Source organism: Anaerococcus sp. HMSC068A02 (assembly GCF_001811125.1).
In the GTDB taxonomy this organism is placed as follows: Bacteria; Bacillota; Clostridia; order Tissierellales; family Peptoniphilaceae; genus Anaerococcus; species Anaerococcus vaginalis_C.
This window is the reverse complement of record NZ_KV803726.1, coordinates 20,796-37,716: the sequence shown is the minus strand read 5'-3', so window position 1 is coordinate 37,716 and position 16,921 is coordinate 20,796. Positions and strand designations below refer to the sequence as shown.

The following is a 16,921-nucleotide window of genomic DNA, read 5'->3' as shown; positions in this document are numbered from 1 at the left end:
GACACAGAAACCGACGCTAAAAAGAACCCAGCTAAAGATCCAGTTAAGACAGAAGTAGAAAACAAAGATAAATTAACTGAAGAAGAAAAAGCTAAAGTAGTTGAAGAAGTTAAGAAAGTAAACCCAGAAGCAAAAGACGTAACAGTTGATGATAAGGGAAATGTAACATTAACATATCCAGACGGCTCAACAAATACACTACCAGCTGAAAAGACAGTAACTGATAAAAAAGCAACAAATCCTGATAAAACAATAGCAGACAAGACTAACCCAACTGTTCCTTCAAAAACTGAAGTTAAGGATAAAAACAACTTAACTGATGAGGAAAAAGATAAGGTTAAAAAAGCAATCGAAGATGCTAATAAAGATAAATTCCCACAAGGAACAAAAGTTGAGATTGGAAAAGATGGAACTGCTACTATAACTTATCCAGATGGTTCAGTTGACATCATTAAAGGAAATGATTTGGTAATTCAAAAAGCAAAAGCTGGTGCTAGTGGAAGCATAAATAGAGTTAATAGCTCTAATACAGGCAAAAATGTTAAAACAGGTGTAGGTTCTTCTGCAACTATTTTAGCAACATTGGCTGCAGCAGTAGGCGGATTATTCGCTTCTAAAAAAAGAAAAAATGAAGAAAATTAATTTTTTCGAAAATAAAAAATAATTTTTAGTGAAGACCTTCGGGTCTTCATTTTTTTGTGGGGATTTTTGGGTGTGGGTATAATAGATTTATGGAGGAATTTATGGATAGATTTTTAGTTTTTTTGGCTGATGGTTTTGAGGAAATTGAGGCTTTGACTTTGGTCGATTATTTTAGAAGGGCTGATATTTTTGTTGATACGGTTTCTGTTGGCGATGATTTGTTTGTTTGTGGCTCTCACAATATTATGGTTAAGGCGGATAGGCTTATTGATGATATTGATTTGAATTTTTATGATGGGCTTTATATTCCTGGTGGTAGTGTGGGTGCGAAAAATCTTAGGGATGATAAAAGGGTTATTGATATTGTAAAAAAATTTGATGAGGAGAAAAAAATCATTTGTGCCATTTGTGCAGGGCCAACTGTTCTTGATAGGGCAGGTATTGTTGGTAATAGGAATCTTGTTTGTCATCCTAGTGTGGAAAAAAGCCTTTTGAATGTTGGAAATATTAAAAGTGACAAGCTTATTGTTGTGGATGGAAATATTTTTACGTCAAGGGGCGCTGGTGCTAGTGTTTTTTTGGCTTTGAAATTGATTGAAATGATTAAGGGTATTGATGTAAAAAATAGTGTAAAGGCTGGTATTCAGGAAGATTTTGTTGAGAAATATTTTGGTTTTAATTTTTGATGTTAATTTTGAATAAATCAATCAGACTGTTGACAAACCAAAAAATATCCATTTCGAGCGAACGTAGTGAGTCGAGAAATCTCATGAGATCTCTCCGTGCGTTCGTTTCACTCACTTAGTCGAGATGGTACGTAGCTTAATTTTTATTTTAAAATAAAATATTATCTGCATTCATGCTTTGTCTACTCTCTGGTTGATTTTGAATAAATCAATTTTTGTTTTTATTGATTTATTCTTTTTTTGCCTTTTTCTTTTATTTAAAAAAAGGTCTATATATGTTAAAATATAAGAATACTGATAGGTATTTAATTTCTATAAAAATCATATTTTGGTTTTTAAATTTTAATTGGAGGTATTATGAAAAAGATTGGTAAGGTTTTATTGGCCTTTTTATTGATTATAGGGACTGGCTTTACGGGTTTTACTCTCGGAAAGAATTCTTCTAATGATAATCGTATGATTTCTGAACAAAATCAAAAGCACATGGCTTCTATGGAAGCTATGAAGGAATTGATTGATGAGAATTTCCTTTTTGATTATGAGGATAAGCAATTGTATGATGGTTCTTTGAAGGGTATGTTTGAAAATTTGGGCGATCCTTATACTGCTTATTATACAAAGGAAGAATTTGACAAGCTTATGGAAGATGTTAATGGGAAATATGCGGGCATTGGTGTAGCTGTTCAAGCTAGTGATGAGGGATATATCAAGGCGATTTCTGTTTTTGATGAATCTCCTGCAAAAAAGGCTGGCATCAATGTTGGCGATTATATTACCAAGGTTGATGGTGTTTCTTATTCTTCTGACCAATTGGAAGAGGCTGTGTCAAAAATCAGGGGAAATGTTGGAGAAAAGGTAAAAATTACTGTCCTTAGAAAAAATGCTGAGGGCAAGGCTGAGGAAAAAGATATTGATGTTGAAAGAGCTGATGTAAAGGTTGATACTGTTGAAAGCAAAGTTGTTGAAAAAGATGACAAAAAAATCGGCTATATTAAAATTAAACAATTTGAGGATGTTACTAAGGAAGAATTTGGCAAGGAGCTAAAGGCTTTGAAGGATGCTAAGGTTGATGGTATTGTTATGGATCTTAGAAATAATCCTGGCGGTGGGCTTGATGTGTGTCTTGCTATCGCTGATACTTTTTTGGATGAGGGTGTAATTGTTTCAACTGTTGACAAAAAAGGCAAAGAAATTGTTGAAAAAAGCGACAAGGAAATGGACAAAACTCCTATGACTGTTCTTATAAATGAAAATTCTGCTTCTGCGTCTGAAATTTTGGCTGGAGCTTTTAAGGATAGAAAAAGAGCAAAAATTGTTGGAAAAACTTCTTTTGGTAAGGGCATTGTTCAAAAACTTTTCCCTCTTGATGATGGTTCTGGTGTAAAAATTACTATTAGCGAATATTTCACACCAAACAAAACCAAAATTCACAAAATTGGTGTAAAACCTGATGTAGAAGTTGAAGATAAAAGTGAAAATGGAGCTTTGGATATAGAAAATCTTGACAAGGATACTCAATTTAATAAGGCTTTGGATACATTATTAGAAGAAATTAAGGGGTGATATTATGAACAGCTATAACAGCGAGCAAAGGATTGAAGAACTAAATAATCTTTTAGAAAAAAAAGATATTCCGGCTTTAAAGGATTCTTTGAGAAGAACTAACCCCGTAGATATAGAAGAATTTATGTCTGAGCTTGACAATGAAGAAAGTTTGATTGTTTATAGGCTTTTGAGAAAAGATGATGCTGCTGAGGTGTTTGCTGAATTAAAACAAGATGGCAAGCACAGACTTTTGACTTCTATTACAGATCCTGAGCTTGATGCTATTGTGAAAGCTTTAAATTTCGACGATGTAATTGATACGCTTGAGGAAATGCCTGCAACTGTTGTAAAAAGAATTTTGAGAAATTCTGATTCTGAAATGAGAAAAAGAGTAAATCAATTTTTACAATTTCCAGAAGATTCTGCTGGAAGTTTGATGACAACAGAATTTGTAGAAGTAAATCCAGAAATGACCTGCCAAGAAGTTTTGGACAGGATAAAAAAAGTAGGTTCAACAAAAGAAACTATTTACACTTGCTATGTAACAAATACTACAAAATCTTTATTGGGATATGTTTCACTAAGGTTGATTGTAACAAGTTCATTAGATACAAAAGTTAAAGATTTGATGTATGAAGATGTAATCAGCGTGGAAGCTTACGAAGACCAAGAAGATGTAGCAAAAACTTTTAGAAGATATGGTTTTACAGCTTTGCCAGTTGTTGACAGCGAAAGAAGGCTTATTGGAATAATTACAGTTGACGATATTATGGATATAATGGAACTTGAAACAACTGAGGACTTCCAAAGAATGGCTGGTACAACACCGGATGAAGAAGAATATTCAAGCACATCAGCCTTAAAACTTGCAAAAAACAGATTGCCTTGGCTAATGTTTTTGATGGTTTCGGCATCATTTACATCAACAATTTTAAAATCAAGTCAAAGGGTAATAGAATCAATAATTGCCCTAAATATGTTTATACCAATGCTAACAGACTCCGGTGGAAACGCAGGAAGCCAATCATCAACTCTTGTAATACGTGGAATGGCAACAGGCGATGTAGAGCTTAGAGATTGGTATAAAGTAGTATTTAAAGAATTCGAAGTTGGAGTTATAGTAGGAGTTATAATGTCACTTTTAGCATTTTTAAAATGCCTATTATTTGACGGAGTAGCTATGGAAGTTGCAGCCATAGTAGGAATAACAATTTTTGTAATAATAATTATAGCAAAAGTTGTAGGAGCTTTACTTCCAATGGGAGCAAAAAAATTAGGCTTTGACCCAGCAATAATGGCAAGCCCACTAATAACAACAATAGTAGATTCAATAGGATTAATATGCTATTTTCAAATTGCAAAATTAATTATGGGAATATAAAAAATTGCTTACTTTGATTAGTAAGCTTTTTTATTTTGGGAAATTGGTGTAAGAAATTTAAAAAAAATAAAATAATTCTTTAGTAATAAAATTAAATTAAGAAATTACCCATGCCGACTAAACGCAACGAAGTGTAGTGCATAGATGGATCTCTTTTTAAAATATGGCAAAATAAATAGACTGGAAAAGGAAATTTATGCCCTTATCCAGTCTAAATTTTATTCTTCTTCTTTTTCTTCTTCTTCTAATTCTTCTTTCACTTCTTCGTGAACGGCTTGTTTTATTTCTTTGTTGTCTATTATGGAATTTTCTGCTAATCTTTCTAGTTTTTCTTTTTCCATTTTTCCAAATTCTTCGTCGTCATCTAGTTTTCTTTTTGTAAGAACAGATATTGCAAATCTTCTTCTCATTTCGTGTTTGATTTCTTCTCTTTCGTTAAACCAAGCAACTACTAGGATAATTGTAAGTATCATTCCTAGGTATCCAAGTATTGGATATAGGATTGACATCAATTTTTTAAATCCTAAAAATGAAAGTCCAAAACCCATTAGGGTAAATATTATTAAATTTCTTCTAAATTTATTTTCTGTATCGGAAAATCTTCTTGCGGCTGAATAAAATAGGGAAATGGCTGTGTTAAAAATCATTCCAAAAATAATTAAAGACATCATAAGACCCAAAACAGGGTGGATATTTTCTAAAACAATTTGCATTGGTATGTCGGAATCTTTTATCATTGGTAGGGTAAAAAATAGGGTAAGGCCTACTAGTGCTGTAAGAATTGCTACCATCAATCCTCCAAGCATTCCCCCAAGTCCTGCTTCGGCTGAATCGGTTTTGCTTCCTCCTAGGACAAATGCCATGGAGATTCCGCTAATCATGCACAAGCCAAAATAATTCAGTGTGGATAAGCCTATGTTTGGAAGTGGGGATTTTACACTTTGTCCAATTTGATTTAGACTTTGCCAATCTGGTTTTATGGTTATAAAAGTATAAATTGCTCCAAGGATAGCAAAAATAATTATTAGTGGTGTAAAAGCACCGATTACTTTTGTTACTTTATCGAAATCTAACATTCCAATAAAAATTACTAGTAGGGTACAAATTAGTGAGCCAACCCATGGTTTAAATCCAAATTGCTGATTTAAATTTGAGCCTGCACCTGCTATCATTACGAAACCCATCAAAAAGCAATTAATTATTAGGGCAAAATCCATAAATTTTGTCAAATATTTGCTTGAAACTTCTTCGATTACGTCGATATGACTTTCTGCTAAATAGTGAGAGCCAAGTTGAAGAATTATTCCTCCAACTAAAATGTGCAAAATTCCTATGGCTATAAGTCCAAATAGCCCTGATATTCCAAAGGAAATAAAATATTGCATTAGCTCTTGGCCGCTTGCAAGTCCTGCTCCGGTTAATACGCCTACATAAGCTAGCATTATACTTATAGTTTTTTTATTCATTATTTCTCCTTTTTGTTTGTTCTCCTTTAATAAAAAATTTTTTTATAATAAAAGTGTTGGTTAATGCCAACACTTTTGTTTAAGAAAATTGGTTTATTACTACTTTTGGTATTATTTTTTCGATTTCTTCTCTTGTTGGTAGGTCTAGGACTTCTGCTGTTGCTGTTGCTGCTGCTACGGCAACTTTGTATGCTTCAAGATAATCGCTTGATCTTACCAAAGTTCCTATAAATCCTCCTATCATTGAATCACGACAGGCTACTGAATTTACAACTTCATTTATGTGAATTTCTTCGGATATATATGAATGTCCGTTTTGGCTAAAAAACATTGAGCCTTTTTTGCCGTATGAAACTATGGCGTTTTGTGCTCCCATTTCTATAATTTTTTTGCCGTATTTGTCCATATCTTCTATTGTTTCAATTTTTGTTCCAAAAATTTCCATCAAATCTTCTATGTTTGGTTTTACTAGAATTGGTCCTTCTTTTATAACGTCTGGCAAATATTCTGCTGGTATGTCCGCTATAAATTGCGCTTTGTTTGCTTTTGCTATTGAAACCATTCTAGAATAAATATCTTTGTCAGATTTTTCTTCCATTGGTGGGACTGATCCTCCCATAACAATTGTATCGCCTTCGCCAACTCTTGATAAATAATATAAAAGTTCATCTACTTCGTAGTGGCTTATGTTTGGACCTTTTGAATTTATTGTTGTTTCTTCGTTATCTAGTAATAATTTTATATTTGTTCTATTTTCTTCTTCAATATTTACAAAGTCTGTCATAATATTTTCTTTATCAAGCCAGTCTTCTATAAATCTTCCTTGATGACCACCTGTAAATCCAGTTGCAATTGTAGGGATTTTTAATTGTGATAAAACCCTAGAAACATTAAGAGCCTTGCCTCCTGGAAGGGTAAATTCATCAGATACATGGTTTTTATCGCCAATATTCAGGTTTTTTACTTCTAAAATTACATCCACAGATGGATTTAGGGTAACTGTATATATCATAATTCCTCCAAATAATTAATCTTTTCTATTTTTAATTTTTATACTCTTAAATCATAAATTGCTTCGATAACTTCTTCCATGTGAAGTCCTCTAGAACCTTTTACAAAAACTAAAGTTGATTTTGTTATTAAAAATTTCAACTTATCTATTAGGTCATTTTTATTTTCAAAATAAAAACTTCTGGTTTCTGGGAAATTTTCAAGACTTGCCTTGTACATTTCTTTGCAAAGTGGGCCATAGAATAGGCAATAATTTATTTTTTTTGGATTTATATCAAGTCCTGATTTGTAATGAAGATTTTTTTCTCCATCGCCAAGCTCAAGCATATCTCCCAAAACTACAATTTTATTTAAATATCCATCCAGAAATCCTGCAAGCTCAAGTCCTTGCTTTAATGATTGGGGATTTGATTTGTAGGCATCGTCAAGAATGTCAAAGCCATTTCTTTCTATCAATTCATTTCTGTTTGCATTATTTGATACTTTTGCTAGACCATTATCGATTTCTTCATAAGAAAGATTAAATAATTTTCCAATAAGAACTGCCAAAGCTCCGTTATAAACTTGATGAGTGCCTAGTAGAGGAACTAAATAATCTTCGTTTTCGTGTGAGAATTTTGTGTAAGTGCTTGAAAATTCTTTTGGACATACTTTAAAATCCACTCCATCTTCTTCTCCAAAACTTATTGTTTTTTGTTTAATTGTGAAGGAAGGAAGAACTTTTTTTAATATTTCATCATCGCCATTATAGATAAAAATTCCATCAGCTTTTAGGCCTTCAAGAATTTCTAGTTTTGCTTTGGCGATTCCTTCTCTTGATTTTAATTTTAAAAGATGAGCATCGCCAATATTTGTAATCATTGCCATATCTGGTTTTGCAATATTTGAAAGGAGAGAAATTTCTCCAAAATCTTCTGTGCCCATTTCGACTACACCTATTTGTGTTTTGTCTGAAAAATCCAAAAGAGTCAAAGGAACTCCAATTTCATTATTTAAATTTCCTTGAGTTTTTTCTACCTTATATTTTTCTGATAAAACTGAATGAATCAAATTTTTGCTGGTTGTCTTGCCATTTGAACCTGTGATTGCAATTATTTTTATGTCAAGCTCATCTCTGTATGCTCTTGCCAAATCTTGCAAGGCTTTTTTTGTATCAGAAACTTTTACAAAGGGAATTGAAATTGACTTTGGAATTTTGTAATTTTCGTCAATCAAAAAGGCAACAGCTCCAGCGTTTTGGCATTCTTCTATAAAAATTCTTCCATCAAATTTTTCTCCAACTATTGGGATATAGAGATTATCTTTTTTGATTGTTCTAGAATCAATTGATATTCCTTTGATTTTGGTTTTAGAATACTTTGGGTTTGAAATTTCTCCACCAAGCATTTTTGCAATTTCTTCTAAATTTCTTTCAATCATTTAAATCTCCTTTTTTGAAAACTTTTAAAACCTTCTTCAATTAGCATATCAAGAATTTGTGAAAATTCTAGGTCAAAACTAATTTTGCAAAGTCTTGCAAAAAATGAAGTTGGGGTAAAGCCAGGGAAGGTGTTTATTTCGTTGATGTAAAATTCATTATCTTTTAAAAATATATCAACTCTTGCAAATCCTTGGCAGCCACAAGCCTTGTAGCATTTTTTTGCAAATTCTAACAAATCTTTTTCAAGATTTTCATCCATTGGATAAGGAAGCATTTCTTTTGTGGATTTGTCAAAATATTTTGCATCATAGTCAAGGAAAATATGGTCAGTTACATAAGCTCCAGGTTTTGATGCAATTAATTTATTATCGCCGATTATGGCGATTTCTACTTCTTGACCAATTATTGCCTCTTCAACTAAGATTTTTTCATCATATTTTAAAGATTCTTTTCCAAATTTTAAAAGCTCATCAATATTTTCTGCCTTGTTTACTCCAACTGATGAACCATTTGCTGATGGTTTTACAATCATTGGAAACTTAATATATTCTTCGCATTTTTTTGCAAAATCAAGGTTAAAAGATTCTTCATTGGCATATAGGTATCTTGCTTGTTTTAATTTATTTTTTTCGAAAATGTCGTTTGCAGTAACCTTGTCCATACAAACAGAAGATGACAAAAGTCCATTTCCAATATAAGCTGTGTCAATTGCGTCCAAAAATCCTTGGATAGTTCCATCTTCTCCATAAGTTCCGTGAACACAAGGAATTATAATTGTATTTTCCTTATCCTTATCTTTTAATTCTAAAAGAAAATCAGAAATTGATTCTAAAATATTTTCTTTGCATTCTTTTACAAGCTCAAATTCATCGTCTGTATTTATAAAATCGAAAGCTTTTGAAAATCTACCTTTTTTATCAATATAAACAATTTTTAAATTGTATTTGTTTTTGTCTAAATTTTTTGAAATATTAAGGGCACTTCTAAGAGCTATTTCATGCTCGCTTGAAGGTCCACCGCATAATAAATAAGTATTAATCATATATCTCCCCACTCTAATTTTATATAAAAATTTTACTACATATTGGAAATTAGAGCAAATAAAAGAAGATTTTATTGAAAAATAAATTAATATTTATTATTTTCTTTTGAAAATTTTCGTGTTTTTATTTCTACAAATAAAAGTATAATATAAAATAAAAACAAGGAGAGAAAAATGAATTATAAAGATTTACAACCAAAAGAAGTTTTTCATTGGTTTAAAGAAATTTCAAATATACCAAGAGAAAGCGGAAATGAAAAAGAAATTTCAGATTTTTTGGTAGATTTTGCAAAAAAAAGAAATTTAGAATATTGGCAAGATGATGTTTTAAATGTATATATAAAGAAAGAAGCAAGCAAGGGCTTTGAAAATTATCCAGAAGTTTTACTCCAAGGACACATGGATATGGTTTGTGTAAAAGAAAACGGTTCAGACCACGATTTTTCTAAAGATCCAATTGAGCTTGTAATAGATGGAGAATGGATTAGAGCAAACAAGACAACACTAGGAGCTGACGATGGAATAGCGGTAGCCTATGCACTTGCAATTTTGGATGATAAAAAAATTTCACACGGACCAATTTCTGTTTTGATAACAACAGGCGAAGAAACATCCATGGTTGGAGTTAATAATTTAGATACAAAAAAATTGGGAAATCCAAAATATCTTCTAAATATTGACAGCGAAGAAGAAGGAATTCTTACGATTGGTTGTGCTGGTGGAATGGATATAAAATATTCTTTTGAAAAAGAATACGAAAAGAAAGACGGAGAATTTATTTCAATTGAGCTTAAAAATTTCCAAGGTGGACATTCTGGAATGGAAATTGATAAGTTTAAACTAAATGCAATCAAGGGCCTTGTTAGAATAATTGACGGACTAGATTCATATAGGATTGGAAAAATTACAGGTGGAGTAAAAAGAAATGCAATTCCATCAGAAGCATTTGCTATAGTAGAAGTAGATGATGCAAAAAAAGCAATAAAAAATATTGAAAAAATAAAAGATGAAATTATCCACGAATACAAAAATTCAGATCCAAAAGGCGAAATAATTATAAAAGAATGCGAATTTGATGGAGAAGTTTTGACAAGAGATTTGTCAGAAAAAATTGTAAATGCAACAATGATTGTTGCAGACGGTCCTGTAAAAAAATATGATGGAAATTTAGTTACAAGTTCAAATCTTGGTTTAATTGAAGAAGATGATAAAAAAATAAGTTTTGTAATTCTTGCAAGAAGCGAAGTAACATCAGCAAAAAGATTTAGACGAGATGTTATAAAAAAACAAGTAGAAATGTTTGGAGCAAAAGTAGAAACATCAAATGAATATCCAGGTTGGGAAAGAGAAGACAGCGAACTTTTGGAAATAATGAAAAAAGTTTGGGAAAAATTAAATGGAGAAAAACCAGAAGTTTTAACAACTCACGGTGGACTTGAATGTGGTTTGTTAAAGCAAGATATGAACCAAACCCAAATGGTATCATTCGGCCCAGAAATAGAAGGCGCCCACAGCCCAGAAGAAAGAGTAAATATAAAATCAACAGAAAATAATTATAAATTCTTAATAGAGCTTTTAAAAGAATTAAAATAAAAAGAGATTTGTAGCTTTTCATAGGGTAGAAAAAGTCAGTTTAGTAATTCATTATTAATTTTAAAATAAAATAAGGCTAGACACCATCTTGACTAGATGGTTGTGCCTTTATTTGGCACAATCATCCCTAAAACTAAGTGATAAAGCACAAAAAAGTTTGCAAAGCAAAGGTGTTTTTGTGTGAGTGAAATTAACGCATGGAGAGATCGCATGAGATCTCTCCACTAGTTGTTCACGATGAATAGGGATAAACAATCGAAACGGGCGGTTGTTTATCTGGTCAAATGGGAAAAGTTTTTATTTTGTCAACAGTCAGAGAGGTTTGCACCTCTTTTTTTATTTTGTTAAGCAAGATATTTAAAATCCTTGTTAAAAAATTTTTTCGTGCTATAATATTTACAGAAAAGGAAATCATTTTCTAAAAATTTAATATTTTTTTAACTATTATTTTCAAAAATGCAAGTATTGTATTATGATAGGAAAACGTGTATAATATATTTAAGATTTAAGGATTATAGTTAAAAAAATAATAGTTATAGAATTTTATTTATCAACAATTAATGGAGGTAATATGTACGAGGAAAAAGTTACGCTTGTAAATGAAATCGGTTTACACGCAAGACCTGCTTCTATTTTTATAAGAGAAGCTGTCAAGCATGCGTGCGATATAAATGTAGAAAAAGATGGAAGAGTTTATAATGCAAAATCAATTATGTCAGTTTTGTCTATGAGTGCCGGAAAAGGCGAAGAAATTATAATAAAGGCTCAAGGCGATGACGAAGAAGAAGCTGTAAAAAGTTTAGTTGATTTGGTAGAAAATAAATTATCTAATTATTAGGAATTTAAATTTACTTAAAAATAAAAATCAATACTTATTTAGAGAACACTTTTGATAGAAAAAGTGTTTTTTCTTTGCGAAAATTTTTAAAATTAATCATTTTGTAAGATTAAAAAAAATTAAAAATTATTTTTTAAAATTTCATATAAAAATGTTAAGATTTCAAGTTTTGACAATCCGTACTAAAGCAGTATACTTTAAATGTATATAAATTTATTTTCTCAAAAGTTAGGAAAAAAGAGGTAAGAAATGAAAGAATTATTAAAAGTTGAAAATTTACATGTTTCAGTTGGAGATACTGAGATATTAAAAGGAATAAATTTAAAAGTTAATGCTGGAGAAGTTCATGTAATAATGGGATCAAATGGTTCAGGAAAATCTACATTCATGAACGCTGTAATGGCAAATCCAGTTTACGATGTAACAGAAGGAAAGATATTTTTTGAAGGAGAAGATATAACAGATTTAACAACTGACAAAAGAGCAAAGGCAGGAATTTTTATGTCTTTCCAATCTCCTGATGCAATTAATGGTGTAAAACTTAGAGATTTTCTAAAGCAAGCAAAAGAAGAAGTTACAGGAAAAAAACCTTCAATTTTAGGATTCAATAAAGAACTAAAAAAAGAAATGGATGATTTAAAATTATCTGAAGAATATGCAAATAGATATGTAAATGTAGGATTTTCTGGTGGAGAAAGAAAAAAATCTGAAATTTTGCAATTAAAAATTTTAAATCCAAAACTTGCTATGCTTGACGAAACTGATTCAGGACTTGATGTTGATGCGGTAAGAATTGTAAGTGAAGGAATCAAAAATTATTTAAATGAAGATAATGCTGTAATAGTTGTAACTCACCACAATGAATTATTAGAAAATATTGATGTTGATTATGTTCACGTTTTAAAAGATGGAGTAATCAAAGAAACATCTGATGCAAGCCTAATGGAAAAAATTGAAAAAGAAGGATATGAGTGGGTTTAATATGACAGAAAAGAAATTTGATGAATCATCCTTTAAGGATATTGATAGGGGTATTTATGATGTCATTGACAAATTTGAATACTCAGATATTTCCGACAAGGGTTTGAATAAAAAAATAGTTGAAGAATTATCAAAAAAGAAAAATGAACCAGAGTGGATGCTAAAAAGAAGACTTCAATCTCTTTTGATTTTTGAAAAAACAGAAAATCCATCATGGGGACCAGATCTTTCTGAATTAAATATGGCAGATATAACAACTTATGTTAAGCCAAAAACTGACAAAAAAAGTAATTGGGATGCTCTTCCAGAAGAAATAAAAGATACTTTTGATAGGCTTGGAATTCCTCAAGCTGAGCAAGAATCTCTTGCAGGAGTTGGAGCTCAATATGACAGTGAGGAAGTTTACCATTCAATTCAAAAACATTTGTCAGATCAAGGAGTAATTTTTACAGATTTTGATACAGCTTTGAGAGAACATGAAGAAATTGTTCACAAATATTTTCAAAGAGCAATTCCTCCAACACTTCACAAATATGCAGCCCTTCACGGTGCAGTTTGGTCTGGTGGTTCTTTAATTTATGTTCCAAAGGGAGTAAATGTAGATATTCCTCTCCAATCTTATTATAGGTTGAATGCTCCAGGAGCTGGACAATTTGAACATACAATGATTATTGCAGAAGAAGGGGCGAAAGTTCATTTTATAGAAGGATGTTCTGCACCAAGATATAATGTTGTAAATCTTCACGCAGGAAGCGTAGAAATATTTGTTCACAAAGATGCTGAAGTAAGATTTTCTACAATAGAAAACTGGTCAAGAAATATGTACAACCTCAATACAAAAAGAGCAATCGTTGAAGAAAACGGTCAAGTTGAATGGATTTCTGGATCTTTTGGTTCAAAAGTTTCAATGCTTTATCCAACCACAATTTTAAATGGCGAAGGAGCAAGAGCAGAATATACAGGAATAACCTATGCATCAAACGGTCAATATATTGACAATGGCTGTTCAATGATTCATAACGCACCAAACACTTACTCAACTGCTCTTACAAAATCCATTACTCAAGGAAATGGAAAATCTATGACAAGATCTTATGTTAAAATTGGTAAAAATGCTAAGGGATCAAAGTCAACTGTTGATTGTGAAAACTTGATGTTATCACGTGAGTCAAAATCAGATACAATTCCAACTCTTGATATTAGAAATGATGAAGTTGATTGCGGTCACGAGGCGAAAATTGGTTCTCTTGACCAAAAACAAATTTTTTATCTAATGAGTAGGGGAATTCCAGAAAACGAAGCAAAATCTATGATAGTAAGAGGATTTGCAGAGCCAGTTGCAAAAGAATTGCCTTTGGAATATGCAGTTGAGATGAATAATTTGATTGATATGGAATTGGAAGGAGCAAATGGCTGATGGAAAAAGTAAATGTAATGAGAGAGCCTACTTGGTCATACACCAAGCTAAATTATAGCAAAAAAGCTCCAAGCTTAAATGAAAAAAAAGCTTATAAAAATTTTGAAAGTTCAAATGAAGAAAACAAATCTTTAGATGAAATTTTTAGTGAAAAAAATTATGGACTTTCAAAAGATTTCTTAAAAGAAAATAAAGAATTTAATAATTTAGATATTTATAGAGATGTTGATGGAGAAAGAAATTTAGAATTTATAAATTTAAATCTTGACGAAAATTCAAATCAATTGGTTAATAAAATTGATATAAATGCAAAAAAAGGATCAAAATCTTCATTTTTAATTAATTTTTCTCAAACAAAAGGAGAATCTTCTTACCTAAATTCTTTGATAAGAGTAAATCTTGAAGAAGATTCTTTTGTGAAATTGGTTGTAGTAGTAGATTTATTAGAAAATTCTCTTAATCTACAACAAGTTTCATCAATTATAGGCGACAGGGCAAATTTTGATATTTCTTATATTGAACTTGGCTCAGATAAGTCTTATGTAAATATTAGAAATTTCCTTGATGGAGAAGAATCAAATCTTGAAGAAAATGGAGTTTATTTCAAACAAAACGAAGATTTTCTAGACATCGGAGCTTTTAACGATCACAAGGCAAAAGTAACAAAATCAAATTGTATGTTTAATGGTGCCCTTAAAGGTAAAGCTGAAAAAAGATGGAAGGGTGTAGTTGACCTTAAAAGAGGATGCGAACATGCTGATGGAAAAATTGGAGATTATGCAGTAATGCTAAGTCCAGATGCAATAAACAGGTCAGCTCCCGTTTTATTAAATGAAGAAAAAGATGTAGCAGGAGAACACGCTGCAAGCGTTGGAAGATTTGATAAGGCGATGTTGTTTTATATAATGAGCAGAGGATTTTCCAAAAGAAAAGCAGAAAGCTTGATGCTTGAAGCAAATTTTGCTCCAACAATTGATAAAATTGACCACGAAGAATTGAGAGAAAAAGTAAGATATAAAGTTCACACAATGAATACGAGGGATTAGATGGATATAGAAAAAATAAGAAAAGAATTTCCATTTTTGGACGAAAAAAATACTGGGAAAAAAGTTATTTATCTAGATTCTGCAGCAACTAGCCAAAATCCAATTTCAGTTATAAATGCTCAAGCAGATTATTATAAATATTCAAATGCAAATCCTCACAGAGGAGCTCACTATTTATCATGGAAGGCGACAGAGGCTTTTGAAAATACAAGAGAAAAGATAAAAGATTTTATAAATGCAGAAAAATCCGAAGAAATAATTTATACGAGAAATGCAACAGAATCTTTAAATCTTATAGCCTATTCTTACGCTTGTGAAAATTTGAAAAAAGGCGATGAAATTGTAATTTCAATTTTAGAACATCACGCAAACCTAGTTCCTTGGCAAAGAGTTTGCAAAGAGACTGGGGCGGTTTTAAAATATGTTTATTTAAATGATGATTATTCTCTAAATTATGACGAATTAAAAGAAAAAATCACAGATAAAACAAAAATTGTTTCAATCACAGCCTCATCAAATGTGACAGGAGAGATGACTGATACAAAACTAATCACAAAACTTGCTCACCAAGTTGGAGCCATTTCAATTGTTGATGCATGCCAACTTGCTCCTCACAAAAAAATTGATGTAAAAGATTTGGATTGTGATTTTCTTGCTTTTTCTGCTCACAAAATGTACGGACCAATGGGAATTGGGATTTTGTACGGAAAATATGATTTACTTGAAAAATTAAAACCATACAATCTCGGTGGCGATATGATTGAATATGTTTATGAACAAGAATCTACTTTTGCAAAACCTGCCCAAAAATTTGAAGCAGGAACTCAAGATGTAGGTGGAGTTGTAGGACTTTCTTCTGCCATTGATTTTATGAATGAAATTGGTGTGGAAAATATTTACGAACACGAAAATAAACTAGCAAGATATGCCTATGATTTGATTAAAGATATTGACCATATAAAAGTATTTTTCCCAGAAAAAAGAAATACAGGATCAGTTGTAGCTTTTACTTTTGATGATATTCATCCACACGATGTTGCAACAATTTTGGATATGAAAGGAATTGCTGTAAGAAGCGGCCACCATTGTGCAATGCCACTTCACACTTATCTTGATGTATCTTCAACTTGCAGAGCATCATTTGCCATATATAATACTAAAGAAGAAGTAGAATATTTTGCAAAAGAGCTTAAAAATGTAAGAAAGGTGATGGGACTTTAATGGACTTAAATGATGTTTATACTCAAGTAATTTTAGAAAATTCTAGAAATCAAAAAAATAAAAGAAATTTAGAAAATCCAGATATAAAAGAGCCAGGCCACAATCCTTCTTGTGGAGATGAAATTGTTTTGGAATTAAAACATGATGGAAATGTAATAACAGAGGCAGCTTTTACAGGACACGGTTGTGCAATAAGCCAAGCTGCAACTTCTGTAATGTGTGATGAAATTGTAGGAAAAACAATTGATGAAGCAAAAGAGATGGCAAAAATTTATATCGGAATGATAAAAAGAGAAGATATAAGTGATGAAGATTTGGAAAAAATTGGAGATGCAGCAGCTTTCCAAAATATTTCAAATATGCCACAAAGAGTAAAATGCGCACTTTTATCTTGGAAAACTTTGGACGAAGTGATAGATAAAGATGTCAAATAATAATATTTTCAAAGATTATAGGATTTTGGAATTTATAACAAGTGCAATAACTTTTGTGCTTTTAATAATTCTTACCGTAATTCAATATATAAGTGATAAGAAATATTGGTGGATAATTTTATTAGCAAGCATATTAATGGGCGCAAACGCCTATGTAAAATATAAAAAATTTAAAGAAAACAAAAAGCATTCTTAGAA

15 protein-coding genes and 1 pseudogene are annotated in these 16,921 nt (G+C 31.2%); 12 read left to right on the top strand and 4 right to left on the bottom strand.

The features are described from left to right. The 4 genes and pseudogenes from HMPREF2782_RS09470 to mgtE all read left to right on the top strand — a co-directional run. Positions 1-642, top strand: a pseudogene (locus HMPREF2782_RS09470) (adhesin); the annotation flags it as partial. A 101-nt stretch (positions 643-743) separates the two neighbouring features. Beyond that, positions 744-1,328 (top strand): DJ-1 family glyoxalase III, encoded by a 585-nt coding sequence (locus HMPREF2782_RS03035; protein ID WP_070640780.1) that lies wholly within the window; start codon positions 744-746, stop codon positions 1,326-1,328. Between the two features lie 357 nt (positions 1,329-1,685). After that, positions 1,686-2,891 (top strand): S41 family peptidase, encoded by a 1,206-nt coding sequence (locus tag HMPREF2782_RS03030; protein WP_004839298.1) that lies wholly within the window; start codon positions 1,686-1,688, stop codon positions 2,889-2,891. Positions 2,892-2,895: 4 nt separating this feature from the next. After that, positions 2,896-4,254, top strand: coding sequence for a magnesium transporter (mgtE, locus tag HMPREF2782_RS03025; RefSeq protein WP_070640777.1), 1,359 nt, complete (start codon positions 2,896-2,898; stop codon positions 4,252-4,254). Between the two features lie 218 nt (positions 4,255-4,472). On the opposite strand, the gene HMPREF2782_RS03020 is transcribed toward mgtE, so the two are convergent. From HMPREF2782_RS03020 to HMPREF2782_RS03005, 4 genes are all read right to left on the bottom strand, one after another. Beyond that, positions 4,473-5,720: a YkvI family membrane protein gene (locus tag HMPREF2782_RS03020; protein ID WP_070640775.1), complete on the bottom strand. Its 1,248-nt coding sequence runs from the start codon at positions 5,718-5,720 to the stop codon at positions 4,473-4,475. A gap of 79 nt (positions 5,721-5,799) precedes the next feature. Further along, positions 5,800-6,732 carry a 1-phosphofructokinase family hexose kinase gene (locus tag HMPREF2782_RS03015; protein WP_019118495.1) on the bottom strand — a complete coding sequence of 311 codons (933 nt, stop codon included), beginning with the start codon at positions 6,730-6,732 and terminating at the stop codon, positions 5,800-5,802. Between the two features lie 38 nt (positions 6,733-6,770). Beyond that, entirely contained in the window at positions 6,771-8,150 is a 1,380-nt protein-coding gene (murF, locus tag HMPREF2782_RS03010; RefSeq protein ID WP_070640773.1) for a UDP-N-acetylmuramoyl-tripeptide--D-alanyl-D-alanine ligase, read from the bottom strand. Next, positions 8,147-9,193, bottom strand: a complete 1,047-nt coding sequence (locus tag HMPREF2782_RS03005) for a D-alanine--D-alanine ligase family protein (RefSeq protein ID WP_070640771.1) — start codon at positions 9,191-9,193, stop codon at positions 8,147-8,149. Before HMPREF2782_RS03005 ends, murF begins: the two co-directional genes overlap by 4 nt. Before the next feature lie 174 nt (positions 9,194-9,367). On the opposite strand from HMPREF2782_RS03005, the gene pepD reads away from it, so the two are divergent. The 8 genes from pepD (at position 9,368) to HMPREF2782_RS02965 (ending at position 16,919) form a co-directional block, all read left to right on the top strand. Then, the gene (gene pepD / locus HMPREF2782_RS03000) at positions 9,368-10,786 is read left to right on the top strand and encodes a beta-Ala-His dipeptidase (RefSeq protein ID WP_070640769.1); all 1,419 of its coding nucleotides are present in this window, start codon (positions 9,368-9,370) and stop codon (positions 10,784-10,786) included. Between the two features lie 571 nt (positions 10,787-11,357). Beyond that, on the top strand, positions 11,358-11,624 hold the full coding sequence (locus tag HMPREF2782_RS02995; RefSeq protein ID WP_070640768.1) for an HPr family phosphocarrier protein: 267 nt from the start codon (positions 11,358-11,360) through the stop codon (positions 11,622-11,624). A gap of 249 nt (positions 11,625-11,873) precedes the next feature. Next, positions 11,874-12,605: a Fe-S cluster assembly ATPase SufC gene (sufC, locus tag HMPREF2782_RS02990; RefSeq protein WP_070640766.1), complete on the top strand. Its 732-nt coding sequence runs from the start codon at positions 11,874-11,876 to the stop codon at positions 12,603-12,605. A gap of 1 nt (position 12,606) precedes the next feature. Beyond that, positions 12,607-14,022 (top strand): Fe-S cluster assembly protein SufB, encoded by a 1,416-nt coding sequence (gene sufB, locus HMPREF2782_RS02985; RefSeq protein WP_039920739.1) that lies wholly within the window; start codon positions 12,607-12,609, stop codon positions 14,020-14,022. Next, positions 14,022-15,068 (top strand): SufD family Fe-S cluster assembly protein, encoded by a 1,047-nt coding sequence (locus tag HMPREF2782_RS02980; protein ID WP_070640763.1) that lies wholly within the window; start codon positions 14,022-14,024, stop codon positions 15,066-15,068. The genes sufB and HMPREF2782_RS02980 overlap by 1 nt, the downstream gene beginning before the upstream one ends. Next, positions 15,069-16,289, top strand: coding sequence for an aminotransferase class V-fold PLP-dependent enzyme (locus HMPREF2782_RS02975; protein WP_070640761.1), 1,221 nt, complete (start codon positions 15,069-15,071; stop codon positions 16,287-16,289). It begins immediately after the preceding gene. Continuing rightward, positions 16,289-16,723, top strand: a complete 435-nt coding sequence (gene sufU / locus HMPREF2782_RS02970) for a Fe-S cluster assembly sulfur transfer protein SufU (protein ID WP_019118487.1) — start codon at positions 16,289-16,291, stop codon at positions 16,721-16,723. The genes HMPREF2782_RS02975 and sufU overlap by 1 nt, the downstream gene beginning before the upstream one ends. Then, the gene (locus HMPREF2782_RS02965; protein ID WP_070640759.1) at positions 16,713-16,919 is read left to right on the top strand and encodes a hypothetical protein; all 207 of its coding nucleotides are present in this window, start codon (positions 16,713-16,715) and stop codon (positions 16,917-16,919) included. The genes sufU and HMPREF2782_RS02965 overlap by 11 nt, the downstream gene beginning before the upstream one ends. Positions 16,920-16,921: the final 2 nt, after the last annotated feature.

Bases quoted from the DNA above. Each gene is read 5' to 3' on its own strand.
- HMPREF2782_RS03035 (WP_070640780.1), top strand. From the start codon at position 744: ATGGATAGATTTTTAGTTTTTTTGGCTGATGGTTTTGAGGAAATTGAG.
- HMPREF2782_RS03030 (WP_004839298.1), top strand. From the start codon at position 1,686: ATGAAAAAGATTGGTAAGGTTTTATTGGCCTTTTTATTGATTATAGGG.
- mgtE (WP_070640777.1), top strand. From the start codon at position 2,896: ATGAACAGCTATAACAGCGAGCAAAGGATTGAAGAACTAAATAATCTT.
- HMPREF2782_RS03020 (WP_070640775.1), bottom strand. From the start codon at position 5,720: ATGAATAAAAAAACTATAAGTATAATGCTAGCTTATGTAGGCGTATTA.
- HMPREF2782_RS03015 (WP_019118495.1), bottom strand. From the start codon at position 6,732: ATGATATATACAGTTACCCTAAATCCATCTGTGGATGTAATTTTAGAA.
- murF (WP_070640773.1), bottom strand. From the start codon at position 8,150: ATGATTGAAAGAAATTTAGAAGAAATTGCAAAAATGCTTGGTGGAGAA.
- HMPREF2782_RS03005 (WP_070640771.1), bottom strand. From the start codon at position 9,193: ATGATTAATACTTATTTATTATGCGGTGGACCTTCAAGCGAGCATGAA.
- pepD (WP_070640769.1), top strand. From the start codon at position 9,368: ATGAATTATAAAGATTTACAACCAAAAGAAGTTTTTCATTGGTTTAAA.
- HMPREF2782_RS02995 (WP_070640768.1), top strand. From the start codon at position 11,358: ATGTACGAGGAAAAAGTTACGCTTGTAAATGAAATCGGTTTACACGCA.
- sufC (WP_070640766.1), top strand. From the start codon at position 11,874: ATGAAAGAATTATTAAAAGTTGAAAATTTACATGTTTCAGTTGGAGAT.
- sufB (WP_039920739.1), top strand. From the start codon at position 12,607: ATGACAGAAAAGAAATTTGATGAATCATCCTTTAAGGATATTGATAGG.
- HMPREF2782_RS02980 (WP_070640763.1), top strand. From the start codon at position 14,022: ATGGAAAAAGTAAATGTAATGAGAGAGCCTACTTGGTCATACACCAAG.
- HMPREF2782_RS02975 (WP_070640761.1), top strand. From the start codon at position 15,069: ATGGATATAGAAAAAATAAGAAAAGAATTTCCATTTTTGGACGAAAAA.
- sufU (WP_019118487.1), top strand. From the start codon at position 16,289: ATGGACTTAAATGATGTTTATACTCAAGTAATTTTAGAAAATTCTAGA.
- HMPREF2782_RS02965 (WP_070640759.1), top strand. From the start codon at position 16,713: ATGTCAAATAATAATATTTTCAAAGATTATAGGATTTTGGAATTTATA.